The 26,048-nt window shown below is 69.4% G+C and carries 16 protein-coding genes; 9 read left to right on the forward strand and 7 right to left on the reverse strand.

Features of this window, described 5'->3' with window-relative positions; genetic code table 11:
- Positions 1 to 689 precede the first annotated feature (689 nt).
- From AC29IT_RS27790 to AC29IT_RS27815, 6 genes are all read left to right on the forward strand, one after another.
- Positions 690 to 2,276 (forward strand): NERD domain-containing protein, encoded by a 1,587-nt coding sequence (locus AC29IT_RS27790; RefSeq protein ID WP_488220640.1) that lies wholly within the window; start codon positions 690 to 692, stop codon positions 2,274 to 2,276.
- Positions 2,273 to 5,485 (forward strand): helicase-related protein, encoded by a 3,213-nt coding sequence (locus tag AC29IT_RS27795; protein WP_488220641.1) that lies wholly within the window; start codon positions 2,273 to 2,275, stop codon positions 5,483 to 5,485. Before AC29IT_RS27790 ends, AC29IT_RS27795 begins: the two co-directional genes overlap by 4 nt.
- A gap of 2 nt (positions 5,486 to 5,487) precedes the next feature.
- Complete coding sequence (gene drmB / locus AC29IT_RS27800; RefSeq protein ID WP_488220681.1) at positions 5,488 to 7,257, forward strand: DrmB family protein; 1,770 nt, start codon at positions 5,488 to 5,490, stop codon at positions 7,255 to 7,257.
- On the forward strand, positions 7,254 to 10,388 hold the full coding sequence (locus AC29IT_RS27805) for a sigma-70 family RNA polymerase sigma factor (protein ID WP_488220642.1): 3,135 nt from the start codon (positions 7,254 to 7,256) through the stop codon (positions 10,386 to 10,388). The genes drmB and AC29IT_RS27805 overlap by 4 nt, the downstream gene beginning before the upstream one ends.
- Entirely contained in the window at positions 10,385 to 12,130 is a 1,746-nt protein-coding gene (locus tag AC29IT_RS27810; RefSeq protein WP_488220643.1) for an AIPR family protein, read from the forward strand. The genes AC29IT_RS27805 and AC29IT_RS27810 overlap by 4 nt, the downstream gene beginning before the upstream one ends.
- A 106-nt stretch (positions 12,131 to 12,236) precedes the next feature.
- A complete protein-coding gene (locus AC29IT_RS27815) occupies positions 12,237 to 14,105 on the forward strand; it encodes a DNA cytosine methyltransferase (RefSeq protein WP_488220644.1) in 1,869 nt (622 codons plus the stop codon).
- 40 nt (positions 14,106 to 14,145) lie between these two features.
- On the opposite strand, the gene AC29IT_RS27820 is transcribed toward AC29IT_RS27815, so the two are convergent.
- Both AC29IT_RS27820 and AC29IT_RS27825 read right to left on the reverse strand, forming a co-directional pair.
- A complete protein-coding gene (locus AC29IT_RS27820; RefSeq protein WP_488220645.1) occupies positions 14,146 to 15,234 on the reverse strand; it encodes a tartrate dehydrogenase in 1,089 nt (362 codons plus the stop codon).
- Between the two features lie 115 nt (positions 15,235 to 15,349).
- Positions 15,350 to 16,246 (reverse strand): LysR family transcriptional regulator, encoded by an 897-nt coding sequence (locus AC29IT_RS27825; RefSeq protein ID WP_488220646.1) that lies wholly within the window; start codon positions 16,244 to 16,246, stop codon positions 15,350 to 15,352.
- 147 nt (positions 16,247 to 16,393) lie between these two features.
- Here AC29IT_RS27825 and AC29IT_RS27830 point away from each other — a divergent pair, with 147 nt between their 5' ends.
- Positions 16,394 to 17,488, forward strand: a complete 1,095-nt coding sequence (locus AC29IT_RS27830; protein ID WP_488220647.1) for a glycerate kinase — start codon at positions 16,394 to 16,396, stop codon at positions 17,486 to 17,488.
- Positions 17,489 to 17,525: 37 nt separating this feature from the next.
- Positions 17,526 to 18,935, forward strand: coding sequence for a C4-dicarboxylate transporter DctA (gene dctA / locus AC29IT_RS27835; protein WP_488220648.1), 1,410 nt, complete (start codon positions 17,526 to 17,528; stop codon positions 18,933 to 18,935).
- 205 nt (positions 18,936 to 19,140) lie between these two features.
- Here dctA and AC29IT_RS27840 read toward each other — a convergent pair whose 3' ends face one another.
- The 3 genes from AC29IT_RS27840 to AC29IT_RS27850 all read right to left on the reverse strand — a co-directional run bounded on the left by AC29IT_RS27840 (position 19,141) and on the right by AC29IT_RS27850 (position 22,635).
- On the reverse strand, positions 19,141 to 19,998 hold the full coding sequence (locus AC29IT_RS27840) for a 3-hydroxyacyl-CoA dehydrogenase family protein (protein ID WP_488220649.1): 858 nt from the start codon (positions 19,996 to 19,998) through the stop codon (positions 19,141 to 19,143).
- 227 nt (positions 19,999 to 20,225) lie between these two features.
- Positions 20,226 to 21,707 (reverse strand): aldehyde dehydrogenase family protein, encoded by a 1,482-nt coding sequence (locus AC29IT_RS27845; RefSeq protein ID WP_488220650.1) that lies wholly within the window; start codon positions 21,705 to 21,707, stop codon positions 20,226 to 20,228.
- Positions 21,708 to 21,831: 124 nt separating this feature from the next.
- A complete protein-coding gene (locus tag AC29IT_RS27850) occupies positions 21,832 to 22,635 on the reverse strand; it encodes a sulfite exporter TauE/SafE family protein (RefSeq protein WP_488220651.1) in 804 nt (267 codons plus the stop codon).
- Positions 22,636 to 22,728: 93 nt separating this feature from the next.
- On the opposite strand from AC29IT_RS27850, the gene AC29IT_RS27855 reads away from it, so the two are divergent.
- On the forward strand, positions 22,729 to 23,490 hold the full coding sequence (locus tag AC29IT_RS27855) for an AraC family transcriptional regulator (RefSeq protein WP_488220652.1): 762 nt from the start codon (positions 22,729 to 22,731) through the stop codon (positions 23,488 to 23,490).
- A gap of 12 nt (positions 23,491 to 23,502) precedes the next feature.
- Here AC29IT_RS27855 and AC29IT_RS27860 read toward each other — a convergent pair whose 3' ends face one another.
- Both AC29IT_RS27860 and AC29IT_RS27865 read right to left on the reverse strand, forming a co-directional pair.
- Positions 23,503 to 24,735 (reverse strand): TerC family protein, encoded by a 1,233-nt coding sequence (locus tag AC29IT_RS27860; RefSeq protein ID WP_488220653.1) that lies wholly within the window; start codon positions 24,733 to 24,735, stop codon positions 23,503 to 23,505.
- A 1-nt stretch (position 24,736) separates the two neighbouring features.
- On the reverse strand, positions 24,737 to 25,993 hold the full coding sequence (locus AC29IT_RS27865) for an amidohydrolase (RefSeq protein ID WP_488220654.1): 1,257 nt from the start codon (positions 25,991 to 25,993) through the stop codon (positions 24,737 to 24,739).
- Positions 25,994 to 26,048: the final 55 nt, after the last annotated feature.

The following is a 26,048-nucleotide window of genomic DNA, read 5'->3' on the forward strand; positions in this document are numbered from 1 at the left end:
GCGGACGGAACCTGACGACCTAGGCCCGAGCAATCGAGGCGCTCCACCCACAATGATGTTCATTCCGAAATCCGCCGAACCAGCGATTCCGGCCGGTCACCCGTTCGGCCGCGTGAGGCACCAGCGGAGAACCCAGCACTCGACTTGCCATCGCCACCCACGATGACCACCTGGAACCGGGACCAGATCCGAACCTCAACGACGAGCTCGGAGTTTCGCCGAGACGGCGCCCCGGCCGCGTGTTGCCCACTTCGGATGAAGCCTTGCCACACCTCGGACACCATCTAGAACACACGCCGAGCAGGAGCTCAACGGGCGATCCTCCGACGCGGACACCCAGGATTCATCCCCCATCGATTGCCCGTGCAATCTTTTGCCGGATATAAACGTATCACGTTGTGTCATTTTTTGGCATATGCCAATTAGTGCTTACGTGTTCCAATCGGCAGCGCCGGATGCTCCAATCAGTCCAACAGGAGCAATGATTTCGCGAACGGTCGAAAATCACGCGGGATAAGATGTAACTTCGGCGGCCGACCGGGCGATCACTGCCAGTGCGGAGCGAAGGTTCGACAGAGCGCACCGCGGTAGGTGCTCCCCATTTCCGGCGGTGCCGCACGAGAACCGCGGCCCCTTCCGGCGATGAACCCTGTCCTCATCGCGCCAGCGGAAAGCGAACGTGCCTAGACATGCAAATGATCCCGGATCGCGTCCCCTCCACTTCGAGTCGCGCCGAGCAGCGGATGTTCCGGCTGCTCCGCGAAGTCGATCCCGACGGCTGGAGCATCGCGCTGCACAGCCTGAACCTCCCCGAGCACGCGCGAAAGCGTCAATGCGAGATCGACTTCCTACTGCTGGGCGAGCGCGGACTGCTCGGACTGGAGGTCAAGGGCGGCAAGGTTTCCCGCCGCAACGGGGTCTGGCACAGCGAGGACCTGCGCGGGCGGAAGAACCGCCTCAAGGAGAGCCCCCTCGACCAAGTTACGTCCGGGATGTTCGCACTGGAGGGGAGACTACGCAGGCTGTTCGACCCGTCGTTGACCGGTCGAACGGTGTTCGCGAGCGGCGTCGTCTTCCCGGACTGCGAATTCGACGTGGAAAGCGTCGAATGGGACCCGGAGTCCCTGCTCGATGCAAACGTCCTCAGCGATCCTGGTTGGGGCGATCGCTTGAGGCTCATGGGTGACCTCTGGGCCGAGAAGCCTGGATCTCCCCGGACTCCCCTCTCCGACGAGGAAGTACGGCGCTACCTGGATTTCCTTCGCCCGGACTTCGACATGGTCCGGACCCTCAAGCAGCTCAGCAGCACCGTGGAAGCGGATGTCGCAGCGCTGACCCGCCAGCAGTACCGCGCGCTCGACGTCAGCAGTCGCAACGAACGGGTCGTCTTCGAAGGCGGAGCTGGAACCGGCAAAACGATGCTGGCTGCGGAGATCTGCCGCCGCGCTGATGTTCCACAGCACCGCGTGCTGCTCACCTGCCGGAGTGCGGTGCTGGCGGCGTTCCTGCAGAACCAGCCCGGCTTGGAAGAAGCCGCAGTGGTGCCGTTCCACCGGCTCTCGAACCTTCCCGCATCCGGCTTCGACCTCGCCGTCGTCGACGAGGCTCAGGACCTGATCAACGACGACGACCTCCGCGTACTCGATCGCACACTCGCGAACGGCTTGTCCGATGGACGGTGGGCGGTGCTGCTCGACTCGAACAACCAGAGCGGCCTGGTCGGTCGTTATGAGGACGCGGCGATGGCGGGCCTTCGCAAACACCGCCCAGCAGAGATCACCTTGACGGACAACTGCCGCAACACCGCGGAAATCGTTGCGGCGACCAGGGAGCGCACCGGCGCCGACCTGGGGGTCACCACCGCCGGTCATGGGCACGAGGTCACCGTGCTCCAAGAGTCCGGTGACCGCATGGGAACGCTCCTAGGCGACCTGCTGTCGAAGTTCGAAGCCGACGAGGTGTCGCTCGACCAGGTCATGCTGCTCTCGCCGTCCGAATTCGGGAACTCCTCGTTCGCCGGGCTCCCGACCGAATGGCGGCACCGCGTCGAACTCCTCGACCTCCAGCGGCTCCGGCGCCCCTCCGCGGGTCGGGTCGGATTCGCCGAAGTGGCCTCGTTCAAGGGCTTGGAAAGCCCGTTCATCGTGCTGGAGCTGCCGTCCGGACTCGACGCCCCGACCGCCCTTTCCACCCTCTACGTCGGGATGACGCGAGCTCGGGCCGGGCTCTGGGTCGTCGAGCCGACCGACGCGCCAGCCGGGGCTGATGCACGATGAACATCGATACGCGTTTTCCGGATCGCGACGCGATCCTGCATTACCTGCACGCACAGCTGGTGGGCCCGGTCCACGGTCCCGATGAGGTGCTCGAGTCACAGCCGCAACAGCGTTACCTCAGCGGCATCCTCTACCCGAAGAAGCCGCCGCACCGGAACGGTGCCGCCGGGAACGACCCGCCGTCGGACGCGACCGCCGACCACGAGCCGGTGGACGACGGAGGAGGGCGCCTCAGCGGCCCCGAGGACGGCGATGACGACCCGATCACGTTGTCGGGCCAGGATCGGCCGAGTTCGGTCGGGATCAGCTTCGTCACCACGTCGTGGTCCGCGATCGAGATCTCCGTCTTCGCCGGCCGCTACCGGTCCCGCGTTGCGAACTCGTGGGAACGCGAGCCGGTGGAGCTCAGCGGTGATTCCTCGGTTCGCCTTGAACCACCGGAACAAGGTCGGACGGGATCACGTGATCTGTCGGTGCTCGGCGGGGACGCCCGGGTGCGGGTGCGGTGGCGACCATACCGATCCGGCGCGATCGTCACGGCGGTGCTCGTCAACGAGCAGACGGCCGATGTGAAAGCACGACTGGACGATGCGCAGTGCTTCTTCCAGATCGAACTGAGCTGTCGGCCGGTGCACGGGGCACTCGACGAGTACCCGGGGCGACGTCATCTCCACGACGACGACTCGGCCGACGAACTGGAGCTGATGTACCGATCGGTGCCGGTGTACGCGGTCGGTCACGGGAGCGCCGCGGATTGGGATCGGATCGATCCGGAACGCGGCATCCGGTCTGGCCCACCTGCCTCGGTGCACACCACGTTCTTACCGGTACACGTCGTTCCCGATGTCGCCTTCGACGTATCCGGCCCACAAGAGGTGTTCCGGCTGGACCGCTTGGCGGAAGCCGTCGAGGAAGCGGACCGAACCGCGTCCGAGCTCGCCGAGCTGGTCGACCGGTACGCGAGCTGGCTGGACGACACCCGCGCCTCGTTGGACGCGAGCCTCGCCCCGCACTTGTCGGCCGCAGCCGGGCGGCTCTTGGAACGCGCCGGGGTGGCGGTCGACCGCATGCGGCGGGGTGTCGAGCTCGTGAGGACCGATGAAGGAGTGCGGGCGTCGTTCGCGCTGACCAATCGGATCATGCTCATGCAGATGGTGCACGGCGCGACCGAGCTCGCCGGAGCACCGCATCCGGTCGAAGAAGCCCCGTCGCTCCCGGAGGACTACGCCGAACCCGGGTTCAGATGGCGACCGTTCCAACTCGGATTCCTGCTGCTCACGGTCGACGGAATCGCTCGAGAATGTCCCGACCGCGACCTGGTGGACCTCATCTGGTTCCCCACCGGCGGCGGAAAGACCGAGGCGTACCTCGCGCTCGCCGCGTTCACCATCGTGCACCGGCGCCGCACCCTCGGTGACGCGGGGGCGGGCACCGCCATCATCACGCGCTACACGCTCCGATTGCTCACCGCGCAGCAATTCCAGCGCACGATGACCCTGATCGCGGCCTGCGAGGTAGTGCGACGAGGACGTCCCGACGAGCTCGGAGCGGTGCCGATCTCGATCGGAATCTGGGTCGGCGGGTCCAACACGCCCAACACCTATGCCGAAGCGCGGCGGCTGCTCGGCAAGCTGCAACGTTCTCTGGACGACGACGCAGCACCGGAGCAAAGCTTCCAGGTCGACAGCTGCCCGTGGTGCGGAACGCGGATCATCTCTGATTCGCACCACGACGAACGAGAGATCGGAATCGAGGCGACCAACGACACGTTCCGGATCCATTGCCTCAACCCATCTTGCCCGTTCTCCACGGGGCTGCCGGTCTCCTCGGTCGACGAGGACCTCTACGCCAACCCGCCGACGATGCTCATGGGCACGGTCGACAAGTTCGCGCGAACGGTCTGGGAGGAGAGGACCGGGGTGTTCTTCGGCGCGGGGAGCACCCCGGGCCCGTCCCTGATCATCCAAGACGAGTTCCACCTCATCTCCGGTCCGTTGGGGACCGTGGTCGGGCTGTACGAAGCAGCATTCGACGTGCTGATGGCACGGCACGGCGCCCGACCGAAGATCATCGCGGCCACCGCGACGATCCGCAGTGCCGACGAGCAGGTGCGCGGCGTCTTCGGCCGCGAAGTCGCGCTGTTCCCACCATCCGGCATCGACGCAGCGGATTCATACTTCGTCCGAATGCGCACCGACTCACCGGGACGGGCTTACGCAGGAGTGATGCCGCAGGGCCACACGCCGTTGACCGGACTGGTGCACCTCACCGCTGCCCAGTTGCAGGCTCCGAAGGACGTGGCGCTGTCGGCAGAGGTGGAAGACTCCTACTCGACGCTGGTCGCCTACCACAACTCGCTGCGCGAGCTCGGCAAGACCCGGACCCTCGCACGGGACGACGTCCCTTCTCGAATCGCCGTCATCGCGGCAGCCGACGACGACCGCCGCCGGCTCGATGACGACGACATCGTCGAGCTCACCAGCAATGTCTCGGCCTCAGCCATACCGAAGATCCTCGAACGCTTGGCCCGGCCGCACAGCGCCGCCGATGCGGTGTCCTTCCTCGCGAGCACGAACATGCTCTCGGTCGGCGTGGACATCGGTCGGCTCGGACTGATGACGGTGGTCGGGCAGCCCAAGACCACCGCGGAGTACATCCAGGCGACGAGCCGCGTGGGTCGTGGCAGGGGACGTCCCGGCCTGGTGGTCACCTTGTACTCACCATCGAAACCGCGGGACCGGTCGCACTACGAGTCCTTCGTGCCGTACCACTCCGCGCTGTACAAATCGGTGGAACCGAGCTCGGTCACCCCGTTCTCCGTGGCAGCTCGACAACGGGCGTTGCACGCGTGCCTCGTCGTACTGGCGCGGCACGCGCACGGCCTCCCCTCCAACGAGGACGCCGCGCGCTTCGATCCCGCGGACCCGGAACTGTCGAAGCTGCTGACGGACTTCCTGGAACGCGCTCGACGTGCTGATCCGGACGAAGCCGAACGCGTCGAAGAGCACCTCCGCCACCAGCAGGAGGAGTGGGTTCGGTGGCTGGACGAGGCAGCCGCCGAAGGCGGACTGGTCTACCACGCGACCGACCGCAAGCGCCCGAAGCTCTTGCGTCGGCACACCGAGCAGGACCGCGGCTGGGCGACGCTCGATTCGATGCGGAGCGTGGACGTGAACGCCACCGTATGGGTGAGGAGACCGCTGAGGTGACGATGCGCAAGATCCGCCGGTCCCAGGTGGTCAGCCCGTTCGGGCCGGGATCGATCATCGACTTGGCCGGAGAATCCTTCGTTGCGGAGGACGCCGGGAACTGGAGGGGAAAGCCCGAGTTCCTGCGATTTCCCCGCCTCGCTTCCTACTTGGAGGTCAACGCGCTCAGGACTCCGCGACAGGAGGAGAACCTCCCCTACTTCCGCTTCCCCCAATGGCTCTTCTGCTCCGGGTGCCGGGCCATGGAGCGCTGGAGCTACCGGATGGAGCGAGAAGGAGAGACGCCGAGGTGCACGGCCTGCACTGATCACAGGCAGCTCATCCCGATGCGCCTGGTCGCCGCGTGCGGGAACGGCCACCTCACTGACATCAACTGGGTCGGCTGGGCTCATTCGCTCGCGTACAGGGAGCGGGACCAGGTGCAGTGCGCCAAGGCTGAGCTCAGGTTTCGGAACAAGCCGGAAGCCGGCAGCGGTCTCGGGTCCCTCGAGGTCGTCTGCGGCAACTGCGACGCCCGCCGTTCCTTGGAAGGGATCACGGACCTCGGCGCCCTGCGCGAAGCGAAGATGGCCTGTCCTGGAAAGCAACCCTGGCAGGCCGCTGCCGACGCCGAGCAGTGCGACGAGAAGTTGATCGCGATGCAGCGCGGCGCGTCGAGCGTCTATTTCCCCGACGTCCTGTCGGTGATCGACATCCCGCCGGAGCCAGTGGACGAGAGCGCGAATTCCCCGACAACCAGGGCGGTAGCGCACATCGACTTCCAATTCTTGATCACCAATCCTCGACATCGACTCCGCGAGGAGATGGTTCGAGGCATCTCCGAATACACAGGTCTCGGGGTGCCGGAGATCGATTCGTTGTTGGAGGGAGCCGCCGGCGGATGGGAACGGAGATCTTCGGAAGACATCGCTCCCAGCGAATGGCTGGCGCTGTGCGCACCGCGAGACCAGCACGCCCCGGACGCCGAGTTCATCACACGGCGAAGCCGACGCCCGGACCCCCGGATACCAGGATCTCCGGAGGATGTGTTGGCGACAGTGCTCGACGACGTCATCCTCGTGGACAGGTTGCGCGAAGTCCGCATCCTCACCGGATTCAAACGCCACACGATGCTGAAGCGCGTGCCCTCGAACCTCGCGGCGCACCCGAGCTTCCTGCCCGCGGTGGAGGTGTTCGGAGAAGGTTTCTTCCTGCGCTTCGACGAAGCGGTGATCGGCCGGTGGGAAGCCCGTCCTGAGGTGCAGAAGCGTTGCTCGATCCTGGCCGCGCGGCGAGAAGAAGCGAAGCTTGAACGTCTTCCCGTTCCGCGCCCACGTCTCGTCCTGCTGCACACCTTGGCGCACGCCCTGCTGCGCAGTACCGCGTTCGAGGCCGGCTATTCGACCTCCTCACTACAAGAACGGCTCTACATCACGGGGAAGCGGGGGCCGGATATGGCCGGCATTCTGATCTACACCGCAGCCGGTGACACCGAGGGCACCATGGGCGGACTGGTCCGCTTGGGCGAGCACGAACGCTTGACCAAGCTGGTGTGCGCGGCGATCGCGGCGGCAGGGTGGTGCTCCTTCGATCCGGTCTGCGGGGAAACCCGGGGCCAAGGTCCCGGCGGTATGCTGCTGGCAGCCTGTCATGCGTGCGCGCTGGTCCCTGAGACGAGCTGCGAGGCGTCCAACCGGTTGCTCGACCGCAGGCTCCTGATCGACGAGGACTACGGGTTCTTCGCACCGCTGGCAACCGCGCTGGACCAGGTTCCCGGTGGGGGCGCGTGGTGAGCACGACCACGAGAACCCGACGGTTCGAGCTGATTTCCGTACCGTCCGGGGCGGATCAGGTCGAGGAAGCCGTCCGCAGACGAAAACTCGTCCCGATTTCGATCGTGCTCGCGTACCACAAGCTGCTGCGACGCCGGCTGCGCTCCGCGCTCTCACACGAGCGGCGACCCTCAATCGTCTCCTACGTCGGTTTCGTTCTCGATCTCTGGCAAAGCGTGCTCGGTACGCCGCCTGACGGTTTCGACCGCTACGACGTGGAGTTGTACGAATTTCGCGCCAGGCTGGACAAGGCGACGTCGCTTCCGATCCGACGTTCCCCGCTGATCGTGTTGCAGGGACAGCAGCTCCCGATCGACTTCTACGAACTCCTCCGCGAACTGGACATCCCGACAACGGTGCTGATCGATCCGACTTCCCCCGTCTCCGACCAAGGAGCGACGCTGGCCGAGATCGAGCTCGCGCTCGGGGTGCGCGCCTCGCCGACGAACACGTCCGGAACGAGCACGCCGACGCCGCTCCAGGACTTCATCACGCGGTTCACCGCCGGAGCGTCTTCGGGAGGCGAGGCCGGGGACGAGATTTCGGGCCGCCCGGTCCTGCTGCGGCACAAGGACGTGGCGGCGGAAGCCTGCTTCGCCGCCGCCTATGCACGGCAACACCGCCGAGAACAGATAGCCGTGCTCGTACCTTCCACCGATCTCCTCAAGGAATTCCGCACCGCGCTGGACAGGTCGAACACTCCGGTCGAGTGGTACAGGTCCGGTCCCCGGATCCCGGTCAAGGAACGGATCAACTTCGCGAGGCCCGGGCTGAAGTTGTTGACCTGGGCTAGTTCCGGCGGACTGGTCTTCGATCGGGTTGTCCTGGGCGGGCTGCACGACGCGCCCGCCGGCAGGCTCCAATGCGATCTTCCCAGCCTCGCCGCCACGGCGACCAAGGAGCTCGTGCTGTCTTACTCCGGGCGCGGCGAGCCGGTCGAACTGACCTGCCTTCCCCGACGGCTGCTCGACGACCGTACCCAGAGCGACTCGGCGGCCATCGCGCCTCGAGCAACTGCGTCGGACGAGGTCGTTCCCACCACGGCGCACTCCGTGCAGGAGGACTTGCTGCGGCGGCACGCGGCAGCGGTGGAGGCGGCCCGCCGGATCCTCGAGATCGACGCCCGAAAGCCATTACAGGATCGCAGGCGAGTCCTCTCCGCTGAGGAGGAAGTAGGGCTGGCCTGCCTGATGCGCGGGTCGAACGGGGATCTGGCGAAAGAACTTCCGAAGGGGTTCCGCAAGTCCCTTGCGGCCCACGACGAACGAGCCGCGGCCTTCGACGCGATGGTGTTGCACAACTCGGGTCTGGTCGACACCTGTGCCCAGAAGATGCTGCACGGCACTCTCGACCCGGAGGACCTGGCCCAATCCGGGGTCTTCGGGCTGGTGCGCGCCGTCGAGAAGTTCGATGCGTCGCGCGGGTTCAAGTTCTCCACCTATGCCACGACCTGGATCCGGCAGGCTGCCACCCGGGCTGTCCAAGACACCGGCTCGGCCATCCGGTTACCGGCTCACATGTGGGAGCGGATCTGGAAGGTCGACGGGATTCGTTCAAACCTGCTTCGAACGGCGCAGAGCGCCGAGGTCTCGGACATCGCGCGGATTTCGGGGTTGGAGCCCCGCCAGGTCGTCGACTGCTTACGCCTGTCCAGCGGAGTGTTTAGCCTCGATGCCCCCGCGGCACGCGGATCCGATGTTCCGTTGGCCGACTTCCTGCCCGCATCGGACCGCGAACAGGACCCCGATCGGGTGCTGGACCGACGAGCGCTCCGCGACCTGCTCGAGGCCGCGTTCTCCGAGATGCCCGAACGCCACGCCGATGTCCTTCGGCTGCGCTTCGGTTTCGGTGACGCCGACGGGATGACGTTGGGCGACATCGGTGAGCGGTACGGAGTGAGCCGCGAACGCATCCGCCAGATCGAGGTGAAGGCCAAGGTCGAGTTGAAGCACCGCCTCGACGAATTGGGCCTTCGGAACTCGAGCGAAGTCGATGACGCCGCGCCGAACCCGACCGGCGCCGAGGGTCGGCTGCCCGGTGGAACACGGCCTCCGCTCCGGAAGGCGAGCTCCAGGCCTGGAACGGAGCTGGCCGCCGGATCCGGTTTGATCGCCCGCTTCGGCTCCGCATCCGTCAGCACCGTGCCGTGCATCGGGCGCGAACTCGCCGACCACGCCTTCGCCGCGCAGGCACGCACCATCGCCGTGCGAGTCGTGCCGTCGGGACCTGTGGCAGCGGTGGGCTTGGTGCACGACGGGGTCCCTTTCGGTGGCACGCTGCTCCGCTCAGTGCTGGGTGGCGGCGCTGAGCACGTGGACCAGCGCTTGCGTGCGACTTTCGCCGCCGGGTTGCGGCGCTTCGACGAAGTGCTCGTGTGGGACCGGACGGCAGGCAGCGGGGAATGCCTGGCGCTGAGCCACGCCCCGCGCACGGGCGCGTGGTGGATGCAGGCGAAGGCGGAACGGCTTCCCGCCGCCATGCTCTCGGAACGCACCACCGACAACCGCTCGGCTGTCCTCTTCCGCGGGCCGCGTGCAGGACTCGGAGCGGAGAACGACGACCAGAGCACGGCGAGGCTGATGGACGAGCTCGGCGTCCGCTTCGGTGCACCCATCCGGGAGGGATTGGAGCTCGCGGTGAATGCGCGACCTGTCGTCCCGCGCGATCCGTTCCTGTGGTCGAGTCCTGCCGCACAGACGCTGCCGCAGGAGTGGGTGTCCGGCGGTGGGCACCGGGCGCTGATCCGACTGCACGTGCTCCCGCACCCTTCCCGGCTGAGGACCGAGGAATCGGAGACCGTCGGCGACCCCCGGTTCTGGACCGCTGATCAAGGTTTTTACATCCGGTGCGCCGGTAGGTACGTCTCCTGTGCGGGCTGGCTCGGGCTGCCCGGGCTCGATTCCGGTCCCTCCACCGCGCTGGCTCGGATCCTAGTCGAGCTCGAGCTCGACCAGGCGGCTGCGTGGGGATTCGGCGAGCCGGGACCGATCGCTCCCCCCGAAGCGCTGCGAACTCGCTTGGTGGCATTAGCCAGCCGGGTCCGGCGCAGTTCCGAGAACGTGCTGGCCCGTCGACAGGAGAACCGCTCATGACAGAGACGTCCGACTTCACCGCAGAACTCCAGCGGCGGTTGCTGGACCGGCTCGAAGCATTCCCCGAGAAGACCATGACGGAGGCCTTCGTCGACTTCGTAGGCGAGCACCTCGTCGAGGACGGGACGCTCGACGACCTGGACACCCACTCGATGGAATTCGTGTGGCAGAACAGGACGGTGACCGTGTCGGGGTACGACATCGCCGGTGCGGGTTCCATCCTCCACCTGGTCATCGCCGATCTCGGACCGTTCGGTGAACCGCTCAAGCGGGAACGGGTGGACCAACTCATCCGCCGCGCCTCCGCATTCGCGGATTTCTGCCGATCCGGCGGCCACCAGCGGCTCGAGCGTTCCAGTCCTGGCTACGACATGGCTGAGCGGATCCATTCGGCGTGGTCGGACCTTCACATGATCCGGATCTTCGTGCTCACCGCCGGGACCACGTCCACCCGCCGGTTGAAGGAGACCAACGTCGCCGGCCTGCCCACCACCGCGCAGGTGTGGGATCTCGATCGGATCCAGCGCCTGACCGGTGCTTCGCACGATCAAGAAGAGATTCAGATCGACCTCGCCGAACTCGGTTTCACCGTGCGGTGCTTGGAATCACCGCGTCAAGTGGACGGATACCGCTGCCTGATGGCAGTACTGCCCGGATCGTTGCTCGCCCAGCTCTACGACGTGCACCATAGCCGAATCCTGCAGCGCAACGTGCGTGCGTACCTGCAATCGCGCGGAAAGGTCAACAAAGGCATCGCCGAGACCATCCAACACGAACCGGGCCGATTTCTCGCCTACAACAACGGAGTCTCGGCCACAGCCAAGGATGCGGAAGTCGAGCACGCCCCGGGCGGACCGATTCTCGTTCGGCTCACGGAGCTGCAGATCGTCAACGGCGGTCAGACGACCGCATCACTGCACCACGCCGCGCGGAAGGGCGCGGATCTCTCGGACGTGCACGTACCCGCGAAGATCACTCTGATCAGCGATGACCGTCTCGATCCGATGATCCCCGAGATTTCGAAGTACGCGAACTCGCAGAACGCGGTCACCTCGGCTGATTTCGAAGGGAACAGCCCCTTCCACGTCGGTTTGGAGCGGCTTTCCCGGTCCACGTGGACGACCGATCCAGAGGGCAAGCAGAGCAGGTGGTATTACGAGCGGGTCCGCGGCCAGTACGACGTGGAGAAGAGCCGCTGCCGGACCGCGGCGCGACGCCGGAACTTCGACCACGAAAATCCGAAGCGCCAACGGTTCGGCAAGACCGATGCGGCCAAGTACGAGTTGGCCGCCGCGCTTCGACCGGATGTCGTCTGCCTCGGTGCTCAGAAGTGCTTCCTGAGGTGGACCGAAGACGAGAACCTCGACAAGCGCGAGGCGCCCAACTTGGAGTACTTCCGGCACCTCGTCGCGAAGGCCGTCGTGTTCAACGAGACGCGAAGCCTCATCCAGAAGGAGAACTTCGGCGGTTACCTCGGGCAGACCACCGCCTACGTGGTCTCCCTGATCACCGAACGGCTCGGCGGGCTGGACCTCGACGCGGTGTGGCGTGGGCAGCGACTCCCCGACGAGCTGGCCGCCGCGGTCCCGGACGTCGCGCGCGCGGTGCGGGCGGTGCTGATCGAACCGCCTGGATCGGCGAACGTCACCGAATGGTGCAAGAAGGCGTCGTGCTGGGAAGCGGTGCGTGCCTCCGCCTGGACTCCACCGGCCGACCTTCAGCGGGCAGCCCGTGCGCGATGACCCTTGCCGGGGCCGGAACCACCCGGATTTCCCGGACGCGCAGGACGACGAATCAGGTGATCGCGCACACGACGCGGAGAGCACCTTCGAACCAGAAGGAGATCTGGTGGCGACCTACGGGGTGAAGTTGCTCCGCAGTGATCTGCTCGACTTGGAAGAACACCCGGACTCCTGCACCGAAGCAGGATTCGGGCAGTGGTGCGCGGACAAGGTGGCAACCGGCAGCAGGCTCGCCGTCGATCTGTTCGCCGGAGCCGGTGGTCTGAGCCTCGGCATGGTCCGAGCTGGGTGGACCGTCGCCGCGTCGGTCGACAACAATCCGTTCGCGCTCAAGACGCACCGCGCGAACTTCCCAGGAGTCGCTCTGGCCAAAGACCTCGCCGCTCCGGCGGACCGGCGGAGTCTGATAGCGATGCTGCAGCGCGCGGACATCGACCTGATCGCAGGTGGCCCTCCCTGCCAACCTTTCAGCCGCGCAGGCCGCAGTAAGATCCGCAGCCTCGTCGATGCCGGCACTCGACCGGAGCACGACGAGCGCAAGGAGCTGTGGCAAGCGTACTTGGAAGTGGTGCTGCGAGCCCGCCCCCGCGCCGTCCTCATGGAAAACGTGCCGGACATGGCGTTAGGAGACGACTTCCACGTCGTGCGAACCATCGTCGAACGGCTGGAGCGCGCGGGTTACCGCACTCAGCTCAGCCTCGTCGACGCATGGCGCTACGGCGTGCCGCAACATCGCAAGCGGCTCATCGTGCTCGCCCGGCGGGACAGCGATCACTTCGACTGGCCGGAGCCCACCTCGGACGTGACGTTGCACGAGGCCATCCACGACCTCCCTCGCCTGCGCGATACGACCGGCGCGCGGGAGATGCCGTACATCGAACCCGCGCGCCTGTCCGAGTTCGCGAAGTCGATGCGCCAAGACGCGGAATCGGACAGACTCTGGGACCACATGACACGCCCGGTCCGCGACGACGACCGCGAGATCTTCGGGATGATGACCTCCCGCACCCTCTACACCCACATCGCACCCGAACTCCGTCGCTACAAGACGGGTACGTTCGACGACAAGTACAAGCGGCTGGACTGGGGTGAGCGGAGCCGATCCATCACGGCCCACATCGCGAAGGACGGTTACTGGTACATCCACCCGGAGGAGGCGCGCACACTCACCGTGCGAGAAGCCGCCAGGATCCAGACCTTCCCGGACTGGTTCCGGTTCGCCGGAGGCCGCAGTCACGCTTTCCAGCAGATCGGCAACGCCGTTCCCCCGCTATTGGGCCAAGCAGCGGCGACCGCGCTGCGACCGCTGCCCTCACGCCCGAAACGACGGATCAACCAATGGCGCTTGGCGCAGAACCGGCTCACGGCTTGGGCGGAGTCGCACCGCCTAGGCAGGTTCTGGTGCTTGCTCCCCGGCGATCAACTGACGCCGATCACCGCGGCGGTCGTCACGCTCCTGGATCCCGCCCCGGCGGAGTTGCGCGCTCTCAACCCGGTCCTGGCGCAGATCGCCGCAACCGATCGCATCACCGACGCAGCTCTGGTCGCATTCCGGGCTCAGTCGGTACGGGTCCGATCCATCAATTCGCTCGAAGTCCTCCGCCGAGTCCAGGACAGCCCCGCAGTGCTGCACGAACCGGAGAACCTTCCCGCCCTCCTCGGGTTGAAGCCCGCTCAGACGGCGCTCCTGCGCCTGCTCGCAGGCGATGATCTCCTGCTCGTGACGCAGCCGGTGATGCGCGTGGCAGCGCGGGTGCTGGGTGCCGAATCGGACCGCATCAACACGTTGACCGACGGGCGGGTCAACCTTGCGAGGCTGGTCGGTGGTGGGGCGAACGCGCCTCTCCGGATGGCGGCGATCCGGTTGATCGGACAGATGTTCTGCGCGCCCGCCGAACCGTTGTGCGCGCAGTGCCCGTTGCGACCGCGGTGTGCGTTCGGACGCACCCGAAAGCCCGCCTCTGTGCTGTTCTGAAAGCCGCGGCAGGCCAGGGCGGAGCTTCCGCCCCGGCCGATCAGCCGAGGTGGTCCAGGATCGCGTCGGTGACCTCGGTGGTCTTGGCGGTGCCGCCGACGTCGGGGGTGCGGATGCCCGCGGCCGTGGTGGCGTCGATGGCGTCGCGGAGGCGGGTCGCTTCGGCGGGCAGGCCGAAGTGGTCGAGCATCAGCGCGGCGCTGCCGAGGGCGCCCGCCGGGTTCGCCAGGCCCTGCCCGGCGATGTCGGGGGCGGAGCCGTGCACCGGCTCGAACATGGACGGGAACCGGCGCTCCGGGTTCAGGTTGGCGCTGGCGGCGAGGCCGAGGCTCCCGGCGAGCGCGGAACCGAGGTCGGAGAGGATGTCGGCGTTGAGGTTGGAGGCCACCACCACCGACAGGTCTTCCGGCTTGAGCACGAACTTGGCAGCCATCGCGTCGACCAGCACGCTCTCGGTCGCCACGTCGGGGTACTCGGTGGCGACCCGCGCGAACACCTCGTCCCACAGCACCATGCCGTACTGCTGGGCGTTGCTCTTGGTCACCGAGGACACCTTCTTGCGCGGGCGCTGCCGGGCGAGGTCGAAGGCGAAGCGGATGATGCGCTCGCAGCCGTGCTCGGTGAACAGCGCGGTCTGCAGCGCCACCTCGTTGCCGGGTCCGCGGCCGGAGAGGTTCCGCCCGCCGAGCCCGGCGTACTCGCCTTCGCTGTTCTCCCGCACCACCACCCAGTCCAGTTCGGCGTGGTCCGCCTTGCGCAGCGGTGAAGTGATGCCGGGGTGGAAGCGCACCGGGCGCACGTTGGCCCACTGGTCGAAGTTCTGGCAGATGTTGAGCCGCAGCCCCCACAGGCTGATGTGGTCGGGCACCGAGGGCCAGCCGACGGCGCCGAAGTAGAGGGCGTCGAAGTCGCGGAGCCGCTCCAGCCCGTCCGCGGGCATCATCCGGCCGGTTTCGACGTAGTAGCCGCAGCCCCACGGAAATTCGGTCCAGTCTAAGGCGAACGCGCCGCCGGAGTCCGCGGCGAGGGCGTCGAGCACGGTGCGCCCGGCGGCGACGACCTCCTCGCCGACCCCGTCGGCGGGGATCGCGGCGATGCGGAAGGTGCGGGTGGCGGAGGCTGCGGACATCGGGTCTCTCCTGGGGATCGCTGCGGGCGGTGTGGCCCGAGTGAAGCCCGGCGGCGGAGCCCGCGTCCAAGACGTATCGGCGATGCGATTCATCGCCTGCGCCTATCCCTGCTGTTCAAGACAGGTAGTCCACGGCCCGGTGCGCACCGGCGACCGCGCGGAACGCTTCGGCGATGGGGGTGAGCGGCGCGGCGCGGCTCAGCAGCGCCACGTGCAGCCGGGCCGGGTGCTCGATGCGGGCGAGGCGCAGCCCGGAGCGCCGGGCCAGCGGCACCCACGCGGCGGGCAGCACGGCGAGGCCCACGCCCTGCAGCACCAGCGGCAGGATCGAGGTGCGGTGCGCGACTTCCGCGGCGATCCGCACCGGGACGCCTGCGGCGAGCGCGTCGTCGACGATGCCGCGCATCAGGCTGCCCGGCGGGGAGGCGATCACCCGCACGTCGGCGAGGTCCGCGGGCCGCACCGGATCGCCCGCGGGGAACTCGTGTTCCGGGGCGCCGACGAGCACGAAACCCTGCTCCTCCAGCGGGAGCACGTCGATGCCGGGCGCGCGGGGTGGTTCGGGCGCGCCGACCAGGCCGAGTTCGCAGGCGCCCTGCTTGAGCAGCTGCACCACTTCGTCGGAGGTGAACGCGGCGTCGGCGCCGACGACGACGCCGGGGTGGCGGCGGGCGAACTCGGCGGTGAGCGCGCCGAGGGGTTCGATGCCGGGCGAGGGCATCGTGGCCAGATCCACCCGTCCGCGCAGCACGCCCTTCACCGAGTCCACGGTGGCCCGCGCCGCCCGCAGGTCCCGGAGCACCTGCCGCGCGGGCCCGACCAGCTCGCTGCCCGCGTTGCTGATCACCACACCGCGCCCGACCCGGTGGAACAGCCGCACGCCGAGTTCGCGTTCGAGTCCGGCGATGGCCTGCGACAGCGACGGCTGCGCCAGGTGCAGCGCCTGGGCGGCGCGGCCGAACCCGTCGTGGTCGACGACGGCGAGGAAGTACTCCAGCTGCCTGGTATCCATCGCGGTCGGCCTCCCAGCGGGCGTCGTCGCAGCGTGCGCGGCATTCATTCGGTGAACCTATGACTCGGGTAGCAACTTACTCTTGGACGGCGCGACGGCGGCCGGGCCACGGTGGTTCCCACGTTCCGGCCGGGTCGAGGAGGATTCATGGGGCGGGTGCTGGTCGCGCTCGATTCGTTCAAGGGTTCGCTCGACGCGGCCACCGCCACCGCCGCCCTCGCCCGCGGGCTGCGCGGGCACCGCAGCCGCCCCAAGGTGCTGGAGCATCCGGTCGCCGACGGCGGCGAGGGCACCTTGGCCGCGTTCGAGGCGGCCGGTTTCGAGCGGGTGCCGGTGCGGGTGCGCGGCCCGGTCGGCGGCGAGGTGATCACCGGTTTCGCGCACCGCGACGGCACCGCGGTCGTCGAGTCGGCGGACGCGTCCGGCCTGGGCAGGCTCCCGGGCCCGCCGTCCCGGGAGACCGCGGTGGCGGCGTCGACCTACGGCACCGGGCAGGTGATCGCGGCCGCGCTGGACGCGGGGCACCGCGAGGTGGTGGTGGCCCTCGGCGGCAGCGCGAGCACCGATGGCGGCGCCGGGCTGCTGGCCGCGCTCACCGGGCGGGCCCCCGAGCTCCCCCGGACGGCGGAGCTCGCCGGGCTGCACCCCCGGCTGCGCGGACCGGACGCGGCGCGGCTGGTGGTGGCCTGCGACGTGGACAACCCGCTGTGCGGGCCGCACGGCGCGGCCGCGGTCTACGGGCCGCAGAAGGGCGCGGACGCCGCGCTGGTCGCCGAACTCGACCGGGACCTGCGGGAGTGGGCCCGGGAGCTGGCGGCGGCGACCGGGCGCGCGGTCGCGGACTCGCCCGGCGCCGGAGCCGCCGGTGGCGCCGGGTTCGCGCTGCTGGCGCTGGGCGGGCGGCGGGCCGCGGGCATCGAGCTGGTGCTCGACCTGACGGGCCTCGCCGACCGGCTCGCCGGAGCGGACCTCGTCGTCACCGGCGAGGGCGCGCTGGACCGGCAGACGTTGCGCGGCAAGGCACCGGCGGGGGTGGCGCGCGCCGCCCACGACGCCGGTGTCCCGATCGTCGCCGCCGCAGGACGAAATCAACTGTCCACTTCGGACTTGACGGCGGCCGGGTTCGCCGCGGCGTTCGCGCTCACCGACCTCGACCCCGACCCGGCGCGCTGCATGCGCGACGCCGAACCGCTGCTGGAACGCCTCGGCGCGCGCATCGCCGAGGAACTCCCCCACGACTGACCCGGACCGCCACCCCACCTACGTGCAGGAGGATGCAATGACGCATACCGCACCGCAGCCCGCCCTGAAACCCTGGTACCGGCAGTTGTACGTGCACGTGCTGATCGCGATCGTCGTGGGCGTGCTCCTCGGGTGGTGGCGTCCCGAGCTCGGCGAGGCGATGCAGCCGATCGGCACCACCTTCATCGCGGCGATGAAGATGCTGATCGGGCCGATCGTGTTCCTCACCATCATCGGCGGCATCGCCAACGTCGCGGATCTGAAGAAGGTCGGCATCACCGGGTTGAAAGCGCTCACCTACTTCCAGCTGGGCACGATCGCCGCACTGGTGATCGGGCTGGTCGCCATCAACGTCACCCGGCTCGGCGCGGGCGTGCACGCGCGGCCCGAGTCGCTGCACGCGAACGGCGACGCCCAGCAGTACATCGCCGACGGCGCGGGGCAGCACTGGTGGGAGCTGTTCACCCACCTGGTCCCGGAGAGCTTCTTCGGCGCGTTCGTCGACGGCGACATCCTGCAGATCATCTTCCTGGCCGTGCTGTTCGGCATCGCCGTCAAAGCGGTCGGGCCGGTCGGCGAGCCGATCATCGCCGGGGTGAACCGGCTGACCGAGGTCGTGTTCCAGGTCCTCGGCTTCGTGATGAAGGCCGCGCCGCTGGGCGCGTTCGGCGCGATGGCCTACGCGGTCGGCGCGTTCGGGGTGTCCACGTTGAGCAGCCTGGGCACGCTGATCGCGCTGTTCTACGGGACTTCGCTGTTCTTCGTGGTGGTGGTGCTCGGCGGGGTGCTGGCCGGCTACGTGCGGTTGAACGTGTTCCGGTTGTTCCGGTACTTCAAGGAGGAGTTCCTGCTGGTGCTCGGCACTTCCACCGCGGAACCGGCGCTGCCGGGGCTGATGCGGAAGCTGACGGCGCTGGGCGCGGACCGCGCGATGGTGGGCCTGGTGGTACCGACCGGGTACAGCTTCAACCTGGACGGCGCGGCGATCTACCTGTCGCTGGCGGCGCTGTACATCGCGCAGGCCACCGACACGCCGCTGAGCCTCGGGCAGCAGCTGGGCCTGCTGGCGGTCATGCTGCTCACCTCGAAGGGCGCGGCCGGGGTGGCGGGCGGCGGGTTCATCGCGCTCACCGCCACGTTGTCCACCATCGGAACGGTGCCCGCGGCAGGCATCATGCTGATCTTCGGGATCGACAAGTTCATGTCGGAGTGCCGGGCGCTGGTGAACTTCTACGGCAACGCGGTCGCGACGCTGGTGATCGCGAAGTGGGACGGTGCGCTGGACGTGGAGCGCGCGCGGGCGGTCCTCGCCGATCCCACCGGCGCCGCGACCCTCGCCGCGGCCCCGGATCCGGCCGACCACGGCGACCCGGTCCCAGCCGATTCCCCCACCACCACGGGAAAAACCGCGCCGGCGGAGGACGCGGTGGATCCGGTGATCCGCTGACGCTCCCCATGGCTGAAGGAGCCGCCGAGCCCCGCGCCAACGGCCCCCTGGTCGTAGTTCCGGTCAGCCGACGACCGCCAGAGCGACGGGATCATCCGCGGGTTCGCAGCGCTTCCTCGCGAGGAGGGCGAATTCTCCGGTGGCGGACCCGCCGACGACGCTCGCGCAACGAGGGCGCCGTGCCGCACCACCCCGGCGAACCCGTTCACCAGTCGAAGAAACCACGTCCGGCCTTGCGCCCGAGTTCGCCGCGTTCGACCTTGTCCCGCAGCAGTTGCGGCGGTGCGAACCGTTCCCCGAGGGTGGCGTGCAGGTGTTCGGCGATGGCGAGGCGCACGTCGAGGCCGACGAGGTCGGTGGAGCGCAGCGGTCCCATCGGGTGCCGGTAGCCGAGCTGCATCGCGGTGTCCACGGATTCGGCGTCGGCGACGCCTTCTTCCAGCATCCGGATCGCTTCCAGGCCGAGCAGCACGCCGAGGCGGCTGGTGGCGAAGCCCGGCGAGTCCCGCACGAGCACTTCGGTCTTGCCGAGGCCGTGCACCCAGTCGCGGGCGCCGCCGAGCACGGCCTCGGAGGTGTCGGGGCCGGCGACGAGCTCGACGAGCTGCGAGGCGGGCACCGGGTTGAAGAAGTGCATCCCGAGGAAGCGGCTCGGTTCGCGCAGCGCGGCGGACAGCTCGGCGATCGGCAGCGAGCTGGTGTTGCTGGCCAGCACGGCATCGGGGCCCAGCACGCGTTCCGCGCCGGTGAGCACCGCGATCTTGAGTTCGAGCTGTTCGGGGACCGCTTCGACGACCAGCTCGACGTCCCCGGGCAGGTCGGCGACGGCGGGCAGCACCCGCAGCCTGGCGAGCAGGTCGGCGGCGTCCTCGGCGAGCCTGCCGCGTTCGGCGGCCCGCTGCACGCTGCGCTCGATCCGGTCGGCCGCCGTGGCGGCGGCGTCGGCACCGCTCTCCGCGACGGATACGTCGGCGCCCGCGATGGCGAAGGTCTGCGCGATGCCCGACCCCATCCGGCCGCCGCCGATGACGGCGACCTTGCCGGGGACAGCTGGTGTGCTCATGACGTTCCTCCGCTCCCAGGACCGGGGCGGCGCCCCGGCGTCGTCGATTGCCTCCAGCGCCAACGGCCTGCCGCGGGCCCGGGATCGGCGCGGCGGTCCCGGCGCGGCGCGGGGCGCGCCGGCCGGGACCCATTCTTAACCGTCCGGTCAGTCGGTGATCGACCGGTCCCCCGGTGGCGGGTTCCGGTGCCGCCGAACCGGTGAACGCCGCCATGCCGGGACGCCGCTCACAGGCCCAGCATCACCGTCTTCGCCTCGGTGTAGGCGTCGAGGACGTCGGTGCCGTGCTCGCGACCGAGCCCGGACTGCTTGAACCCGCCGAAGGGCACGGTCCCGCTGCTCATCTCGTGCCCCGAGTTGAGCCACACCGTGCCCGCGCGCAACCGTCCTGCGACGCGGTGCGCGGTGCCGACGTCGCGGGTCCACACCGAGGCGGACAGCCCGTAGGTGGTGTCGTTGCCCGCCCGCACCACCTCGTCCTCGTCGGTGAACGACTGCAGCGCGGCGACGGGCCCGAAGATCTCCTCCCGCGCGACCCGCATGTCGGCGGTGACGTCGGTGAGCAGCGTCGGCGGCACGTACAGCCCGCCGATGCCCGCGCCGCCGGCGGCGATGGTGGCGCCTTCCTGCCGGGCGAGGTCCAGGTAGGAGGTGACGCGCTCGTAGTGCCCGCGGAAGGCCAGCGGACCCATCAGCGACCGCGGGTGGAACGGGTCGCCGATCGGGATGCGCGCGAGCTCGGCGGTCAGCAGCTCGGCGAACCGCTCGCGGACGGGCTCCTGCACGAAGATGCGGCTGCCCGCGACGCACGCCTGCCCGCTGCCCGCGCAGAAGCCCAGCGCCGCCTGCGCGGCGGCGGCCGCCAGGTCGGCGTCGGCGAACACGATCGCGGGCGATTTCCCGCCGAGCTCCAGGGTGACGCGCGCCAGCGAATCCGCCGAGGTGCGCACGATGTGCTTGCCCACCTGGCCCGACCCGGTGAAGCTGACCTTGTCGACGCCGGGGTGCGAGATCAGCGCCTGCCCGGTGACCTCGCCGGGGCCGGTGATCACGTTGACCACCCCGGCGGGCAGTTCCGCGGCCAGCAGCGCGGCGAGCCGCAGCGCGCTGAGCGAGCTCTGCTCGGCGGGCTTGAGCACCACGGTGTTGCCGGTCGCCAGCGCGGGCGCCAGCTTCCACGCGGCCTGCAGCAGCGGCCCGTTCCAGGCGACGATCGCGCCGACCACGCCGACCGGCTGGCGCAGCACGTAGTGCAGCCGCGACGGGTCGGTCGGGCCGACCTGGCCGTAGAGCTTGGTGGGCCAGCCCGCGTAGTGCCGGAACACCTCGACGACGTGGTCGACCATGCCGCGGGTCAGCGCCAGCGGGGCGCCCATGTCCAGCGAGTCGAGGGTGGCGAGCTCCTCGCGGTGTTCCCGCACCACGTCGGCGATGCGCAGCAGCACGTCGCCGCGGCGCTGCGGGCTGATCGCGGACCAGGACGGGTCCTCGAACGCGGCGCGCGCGGCGGCGACGGCGGCGTCCACGTCACCGGCGTCGGCGAGGGCCAGGTCGGCGAGCTCCTGCTCGGTGGCCGGATCGACGGTCGGGAACGACGTCCCCGCACCGGCCTGCCGCCACTCCCCCGCGATGAACAGCCCGTGCGGGCCTGCCAGGAAGTCGGGGTGCGGGCGCGGCGTGGACTGGTCGAGGGTCAGCGGTGCGGACACGGTTTCCTCCGGTGGTTCGGCGGCCGCGCGCATCGCGGCCGTGCCACGACTCTGCGGCCTTCGCGCGGAAACCTCGGAGGTCCGCTGACCCTAGGAATCCCCGACCCACCTTCGCGGTCCGCCGTCAGGCGCCGGTGATCAGCATCGAGATCAGCACCACCACGAGCAGCACCAGGTACGCCACCGCGTGCACCCGGTCCGGGATGCGCCCCGCCACCCGCTTGGTGATCGCGATCGCGGGCAGCGATCCGCACAGCAGCGCCGCCGCGGCCGGCAGGTCGACGAACCCGATCCGCCCGGCCACGGCGACCGCCGGAGAGCCGAACGCGTACACGGCGGTGCCGGCCAGCGCGATCGGCACGCTCAGCGGGTTCGCCATCGCCGCCGCGTCCGCCATCGGGAATCCCCGGCGCCGCAGCAGGGGGACGGTGAGCACGCTGCCGCCGACGCCGAGGAGCGCGGCGACCGCGCCGATCCCGGTGCCGCCCGCGGTCGCGGTGGCGCGGCCGAGCGGGCGCGGCCGCGCGGTCCGGTCCCGGGATCCGAGGAAGCCGCTGCGGAACACCCCGTCGACGATGGTGATCGCCAGGTACACCACGAACAGCAGGTGCAGCACCCCGTCCGGCACCAGCCCGGCCAGCAGCGACCCGAGCACCGCGCCCACCGCGATGAACAGCACCAGCGGCCACAGGTACTCGCGGCGCAGCCGCCCGGCGCGCGCTTGCGCCACCGACGCCGACAGCGAGTTCACGATCATCACCGCGGTCGAGGTCGCCACCGCCACGTGCATCGCATCGGCTCCGGAGGTGGCGGCGACGAACCCGAACACCACGGGCACGGTCACGAACCCGCCGCCGAAGCCGAACAGGACCGTGGTGACGCCGGTCAGGCAGCCGAAGCAGCACAGCACGAGGAAGGAGGTCAGCACTCCCCGGACGCTAGGCGCCGCGCGCGCTGGCGCGCATTCGTCGTTCCGCCAGGTTCTTTCGAGCACCCGCCGAACCGGGCATATCCTCGCGGCGTGCGCAACGTCCCGATCGCGGAGCTGGAGGACCTGGACCGGCCGGTGCTGGCGATCGGCACCGACTACCCGCCGGGCCACCTGCTGCCGCGGCACCGCCACCGCCGGGCGCAGCTGCTGTACGGCGCGACCGGGGTGATGCGGGTGGAGACCGCCGACGGCGACTGGACGGTGCCCGCGCACCGCGCGGTGCTGGTGCCCGCCGGGACCGATCACCAGGTGCTGATGGACGGCGTGACGACCCGCAGCCTCTACCTGGAGCCGCGGGCGGTGCCGTGGTTCCCGGACCGGTGCCGGGTCGTGGAGGTGTCACCGCTGCTGCGCGAGCTGCTGCTGGCCGCGGTGGACGTGGCACCCGAGTACGACCCGGCGGGGCGGGACGGCGCGCTGATCGAGCTGGTGCTGCACGAGATCCGGTCGCTGGCGCCGTTGCCGTTCGACCTGCCGCTGCCGCGCCACCCGGGACTGCGGCGGTTGTGCGAGCGGTTCGTGGCGGCGCCGGACGTGCACGATCCGGGGGCGCGGTGGGCGGCAGAGCTGCACGTCGGGGAGCGCACCTTCAGCCGGTTGTTCCCGGCGCAGACCGGGCTGAGCTTCCACGCGTGGCGGCAGCGGGCCTGCGCGCTGCACGCGGTGCGCTCGCTGGCCACAGGCCGAACGGTCACGTCGGTGGCGGCGGAGCTGGGTTACGGGAACCCGGCGGCGTTCACCACGATGGTGAAGCGGGAGACAGGTTCGGCGCCCAGCGCGTTCCGGCCCTGACGAGCGGCCGGATCAGCCCGCGCCGGACGGGTCCTCACCGGTGCGGTCCCGTCCCCGGTGCTCGCCCACGGCTTCGCGGTGCTTGGCGTGGGCGCGGCGCAGCAGGTCGCGCAGCCCTGGTTCGTCGTGGATCTCCGCCCGGAACTTGGCGGGCAGCGCGTCCAGCTGCCGCTCCTCGTCGAGCAGCTTCTCGTAGGTGCGCTGCCGGATCGCCGGATCGGTCTCGTAGCCCTCGTCGAGGTACTGCTCGGCGTGCCTGCGGGCCCCGGCGACGGTGTTCTTCGCCCGGCCGCGCGCGCTCAGCAGGGAGGCCAGCACGGTGATCACCAGCACCCCGATGATCACGCCGAGGGACAGCCCGGTGCTGATCTCCACGATGTGCACCGGATTGCCGTCGTTGATGAACGGCACGTTGTTCTCGTGCAGCGCGTGCAGCACCAGCTTGACGCCGATGAACCCGAGGATGAACGCCAGCCCGTAGGACAGGTAGATCAGCCGGTCCAGCAGCCCGTCGATGAGGAAGTACAGCTGCCGCAACCCCAGCAGCGAGAACGCGGTGGCCGTGACCACCAGGTACACGTTCTGGGTGAGCCCGAAGATCGCCGGGATGGAGTCCAGCGCGAACAGCAGGTCGGTGCCGCCGATGGACACCATCACCAGCAGCATCGGGGTGAGCATCCGCTTGCCGTCGACGTGCGTGAACAGCTTGTCGCCGTCGTAGTCGTCGCTGGTGTGGAAGAACCGCTTCGCCAGCCGGATGATCACGTTGTCGGCGGTGCGGTCCTCCGATTCGGAGGGCCGCAGCAGGTTCCCGGCGGTGATCAGCAGGACGAGCCCGAACAGGTAGAACACCCACGCCAGGCTGTTGATCAGGGCGGCGCCGATGAAGATGAACCCGGTGCGGGCGAACAGCGAGAACACGATGCCGAACAGCAGCACCTTCTGCTGGTCGGCGTGCGGCACCTGGAAGCTGGAGATGATGATCAGGAAGACGAACAGGTTGTCCACCGACAGCGCCTTCTCGGTGACGTACCCCGCGAAGTACTCGGCGCCCATCGTAGCCCCGCCGAAGACCAGCACGAGCAGCCCGAACACGATCGCGATGCCGACGTAGAGCGCCGACCACACCGCCGCCTCCCGCAGGCCGGGGGTGTGCGGTTTGCGGACGTGGAAGACGTAGTCGAACAGCAGCAGCCCGACGATCACGACGATCGTCAGGATCCAGACGTAACCGGGAACGCCCATCTCAGGCCAGCCAGGCGAGCGCGGCGGCGACGAGCGCCCCGGTCCCGGTGCGCAGCGTCGGCTGCGGGACCGGGGCGAAGGTGCCGGAGTGGTTGACCGGGACGTCCTGCGCGACGCGGCCTTCCCGCCGCGCCCGCTCGTAGCGGTCCGGGTCGGTGCCGCCGAACGTCCAGTACGAGTACGGGACCCCCCACGCGGCGGGCAGGTCGCCGAAGTCCTCGCTGGCGGTGACCCGCCCGACGTCCACCACCCGGTCGGCGCCGAAGTGTCCGGTGAGCGCCGAGGTGACGCGATCGGTGGTGTCTGGGTCGTTGTCGGTGAGGGAGAACCGGGCGAACGTCTCGAACTCGGGCTCGTGCGGCGAGTTCGAGGCCTGGCACTCGGCGCGGACGATGCGCTCCACCGCGTCGAGGACCTGGGTGCGGGTCTGCTCGTCGTAGGTGCGCAGGTTCAGCTCGATCGTCGCCCGATCCGGGATGACGTTGCTCTTCGTCCCGGCGAGGATGCTGCCGACGGTGAGCACCACCGGCTCGGTGGGCGCGACCTCGCGGGACACGACGGTCTGCAGCCGCACCACGACGTGCGCGGCGAGCACCACCGGGTCGACGGTGGCCTGCGGCATCGAGCCGTGCCCGCCGCGGCCGTGCACGGTGATGCGCATGCTGTCGGCGGCGGCGAACGTGGGTCCGGGGTGCGTGCCGACGGTGCCCGCCGGGTACGGCATCACGTGCTGGCCGAAGGCGACGTCCGGTTTCGGCACCAGGTCCGCCAGCCCGTCGTCGACCATGCCCTGCGCGCCGTCCCCGGCCTCTTCGGCGGGCTGGAACACGGCGAGCACGGTGCCGCTCCAGTGCCCGGTGCCCGCGGCGAGCAGCTGCGCGGCGCCGAGCAGGCAGGTCACGTGCACGTCGTGCCCGCAGGCGTGCATGACGGGCGAGCCGTCGCCGTCCTCGCCGGTGGTGGCGGTGCTGGCGTAGGGCAGGCCGGTCGTCTCCCGCACCGGCAGCGCGTCCATGTCGGCGCGCAGCAGCACCACCGGCCCGGACCCGTTGCGCAGCACCCCGACGACGCCGGTGCCGCCGACCCCGGTGTGCAGCTCGTAGCCCTGCTCGCGGAGGCGCCCGGCGACCTTCTCCGCGGTGCGGTGCTCCTGGTGGGACAACTCGGGGTGCTGGTGCAGGTCCCGGTAGAAACCCTCCTGCCAGCTCGTGGCGTCCTCGGCTCCCGCGAGCACGGACGAGACGGGGTCGGCGGTCATGGCGGCTCCTCGCTCGGCGCTGTCGGGCTCCCCTGGATTGTGCGCAGCGGGAGGG

It is taken from the genome of Saccharopolyspora sp. MMCC62, from assembly GCF_057736575.1.

Coding starts and splice junctions, on each gene's coding strand:
- AC29IT_RS27840 (WP_488220649.1), bottom strand. CDS start 19,998: ATGAGCACACCAGCTGTCCCCGGCAAGGTCGCCGTCATCGGCGGCGGC.
- AC29IT_RS27820 (WP_488220645.1), bottom strand. CDS start 15,234: ATGTCCGCAGCCTCCGCCACCCGCACCTTCCGCATCGCCGCGATCCCC.
- AC29IT_RS27795 (WP_488220641.1), top strand. CDS start 2,273: ATGAACATCGATACGCGTTTTCCGGATCGCGACGCGATCCTGCATTAC.
- AC29IT_RS27865 (WP_488220654.1), bottom strand. CDS start 25,993: ATGACCGCCGACCCCGTCTCGTCCGTGCTCGCGGGAGCCGAGGACGCC.
- AC29IT_RS27830 (WP_488220647.1), top strand. CDS start 16,394: ATGGGGCGGGTGCTGGTCGCGCTCGATTCGTTCAAGGGTTCGCTCGAC.
- drmB (WP_488220681.1), top strand. CDS start 5,488: ATGCGCAAGATCCGCCGGTCCCAGGTGGTCAGCCCGTTCGGGCCGGGA.
- AC29IT_RS27810 (WP_488220643.1), top strand. CDS start 10,385: ATGACAGAGACGTCCGACTTCACCGCAGAACTCCAGCGGCGGTTGCTG.
- dctA (WP_488220648.1), top strand. CDS start 17,526: ATGACGCATACCGCACCGCAGCCCGCCCTGAAACCCTGGTACCGGCAG.
- AC29IT_RS27790 (WP_488220640.1), top strand. CDS start 690: ATGCAAATGATCCCGGATCGCGTCCCCTCCACTTCGAGTCGCGCCGAG.
- AC29IT_RS27860 (WP_488220653.1), bottom strand. CDS start 24,735: ATGGGCGTTCCCGGTTACGTCTGGATCCTGACGATCGTCGTGATCGTC.
- AC29IT_RS27825 (WP_488220646.1), bottom strand. CDS start 16,246: ATGGATACCAGGCAGCTGGAGTACTTCCTCGCCGTCGTCGACCACGAC.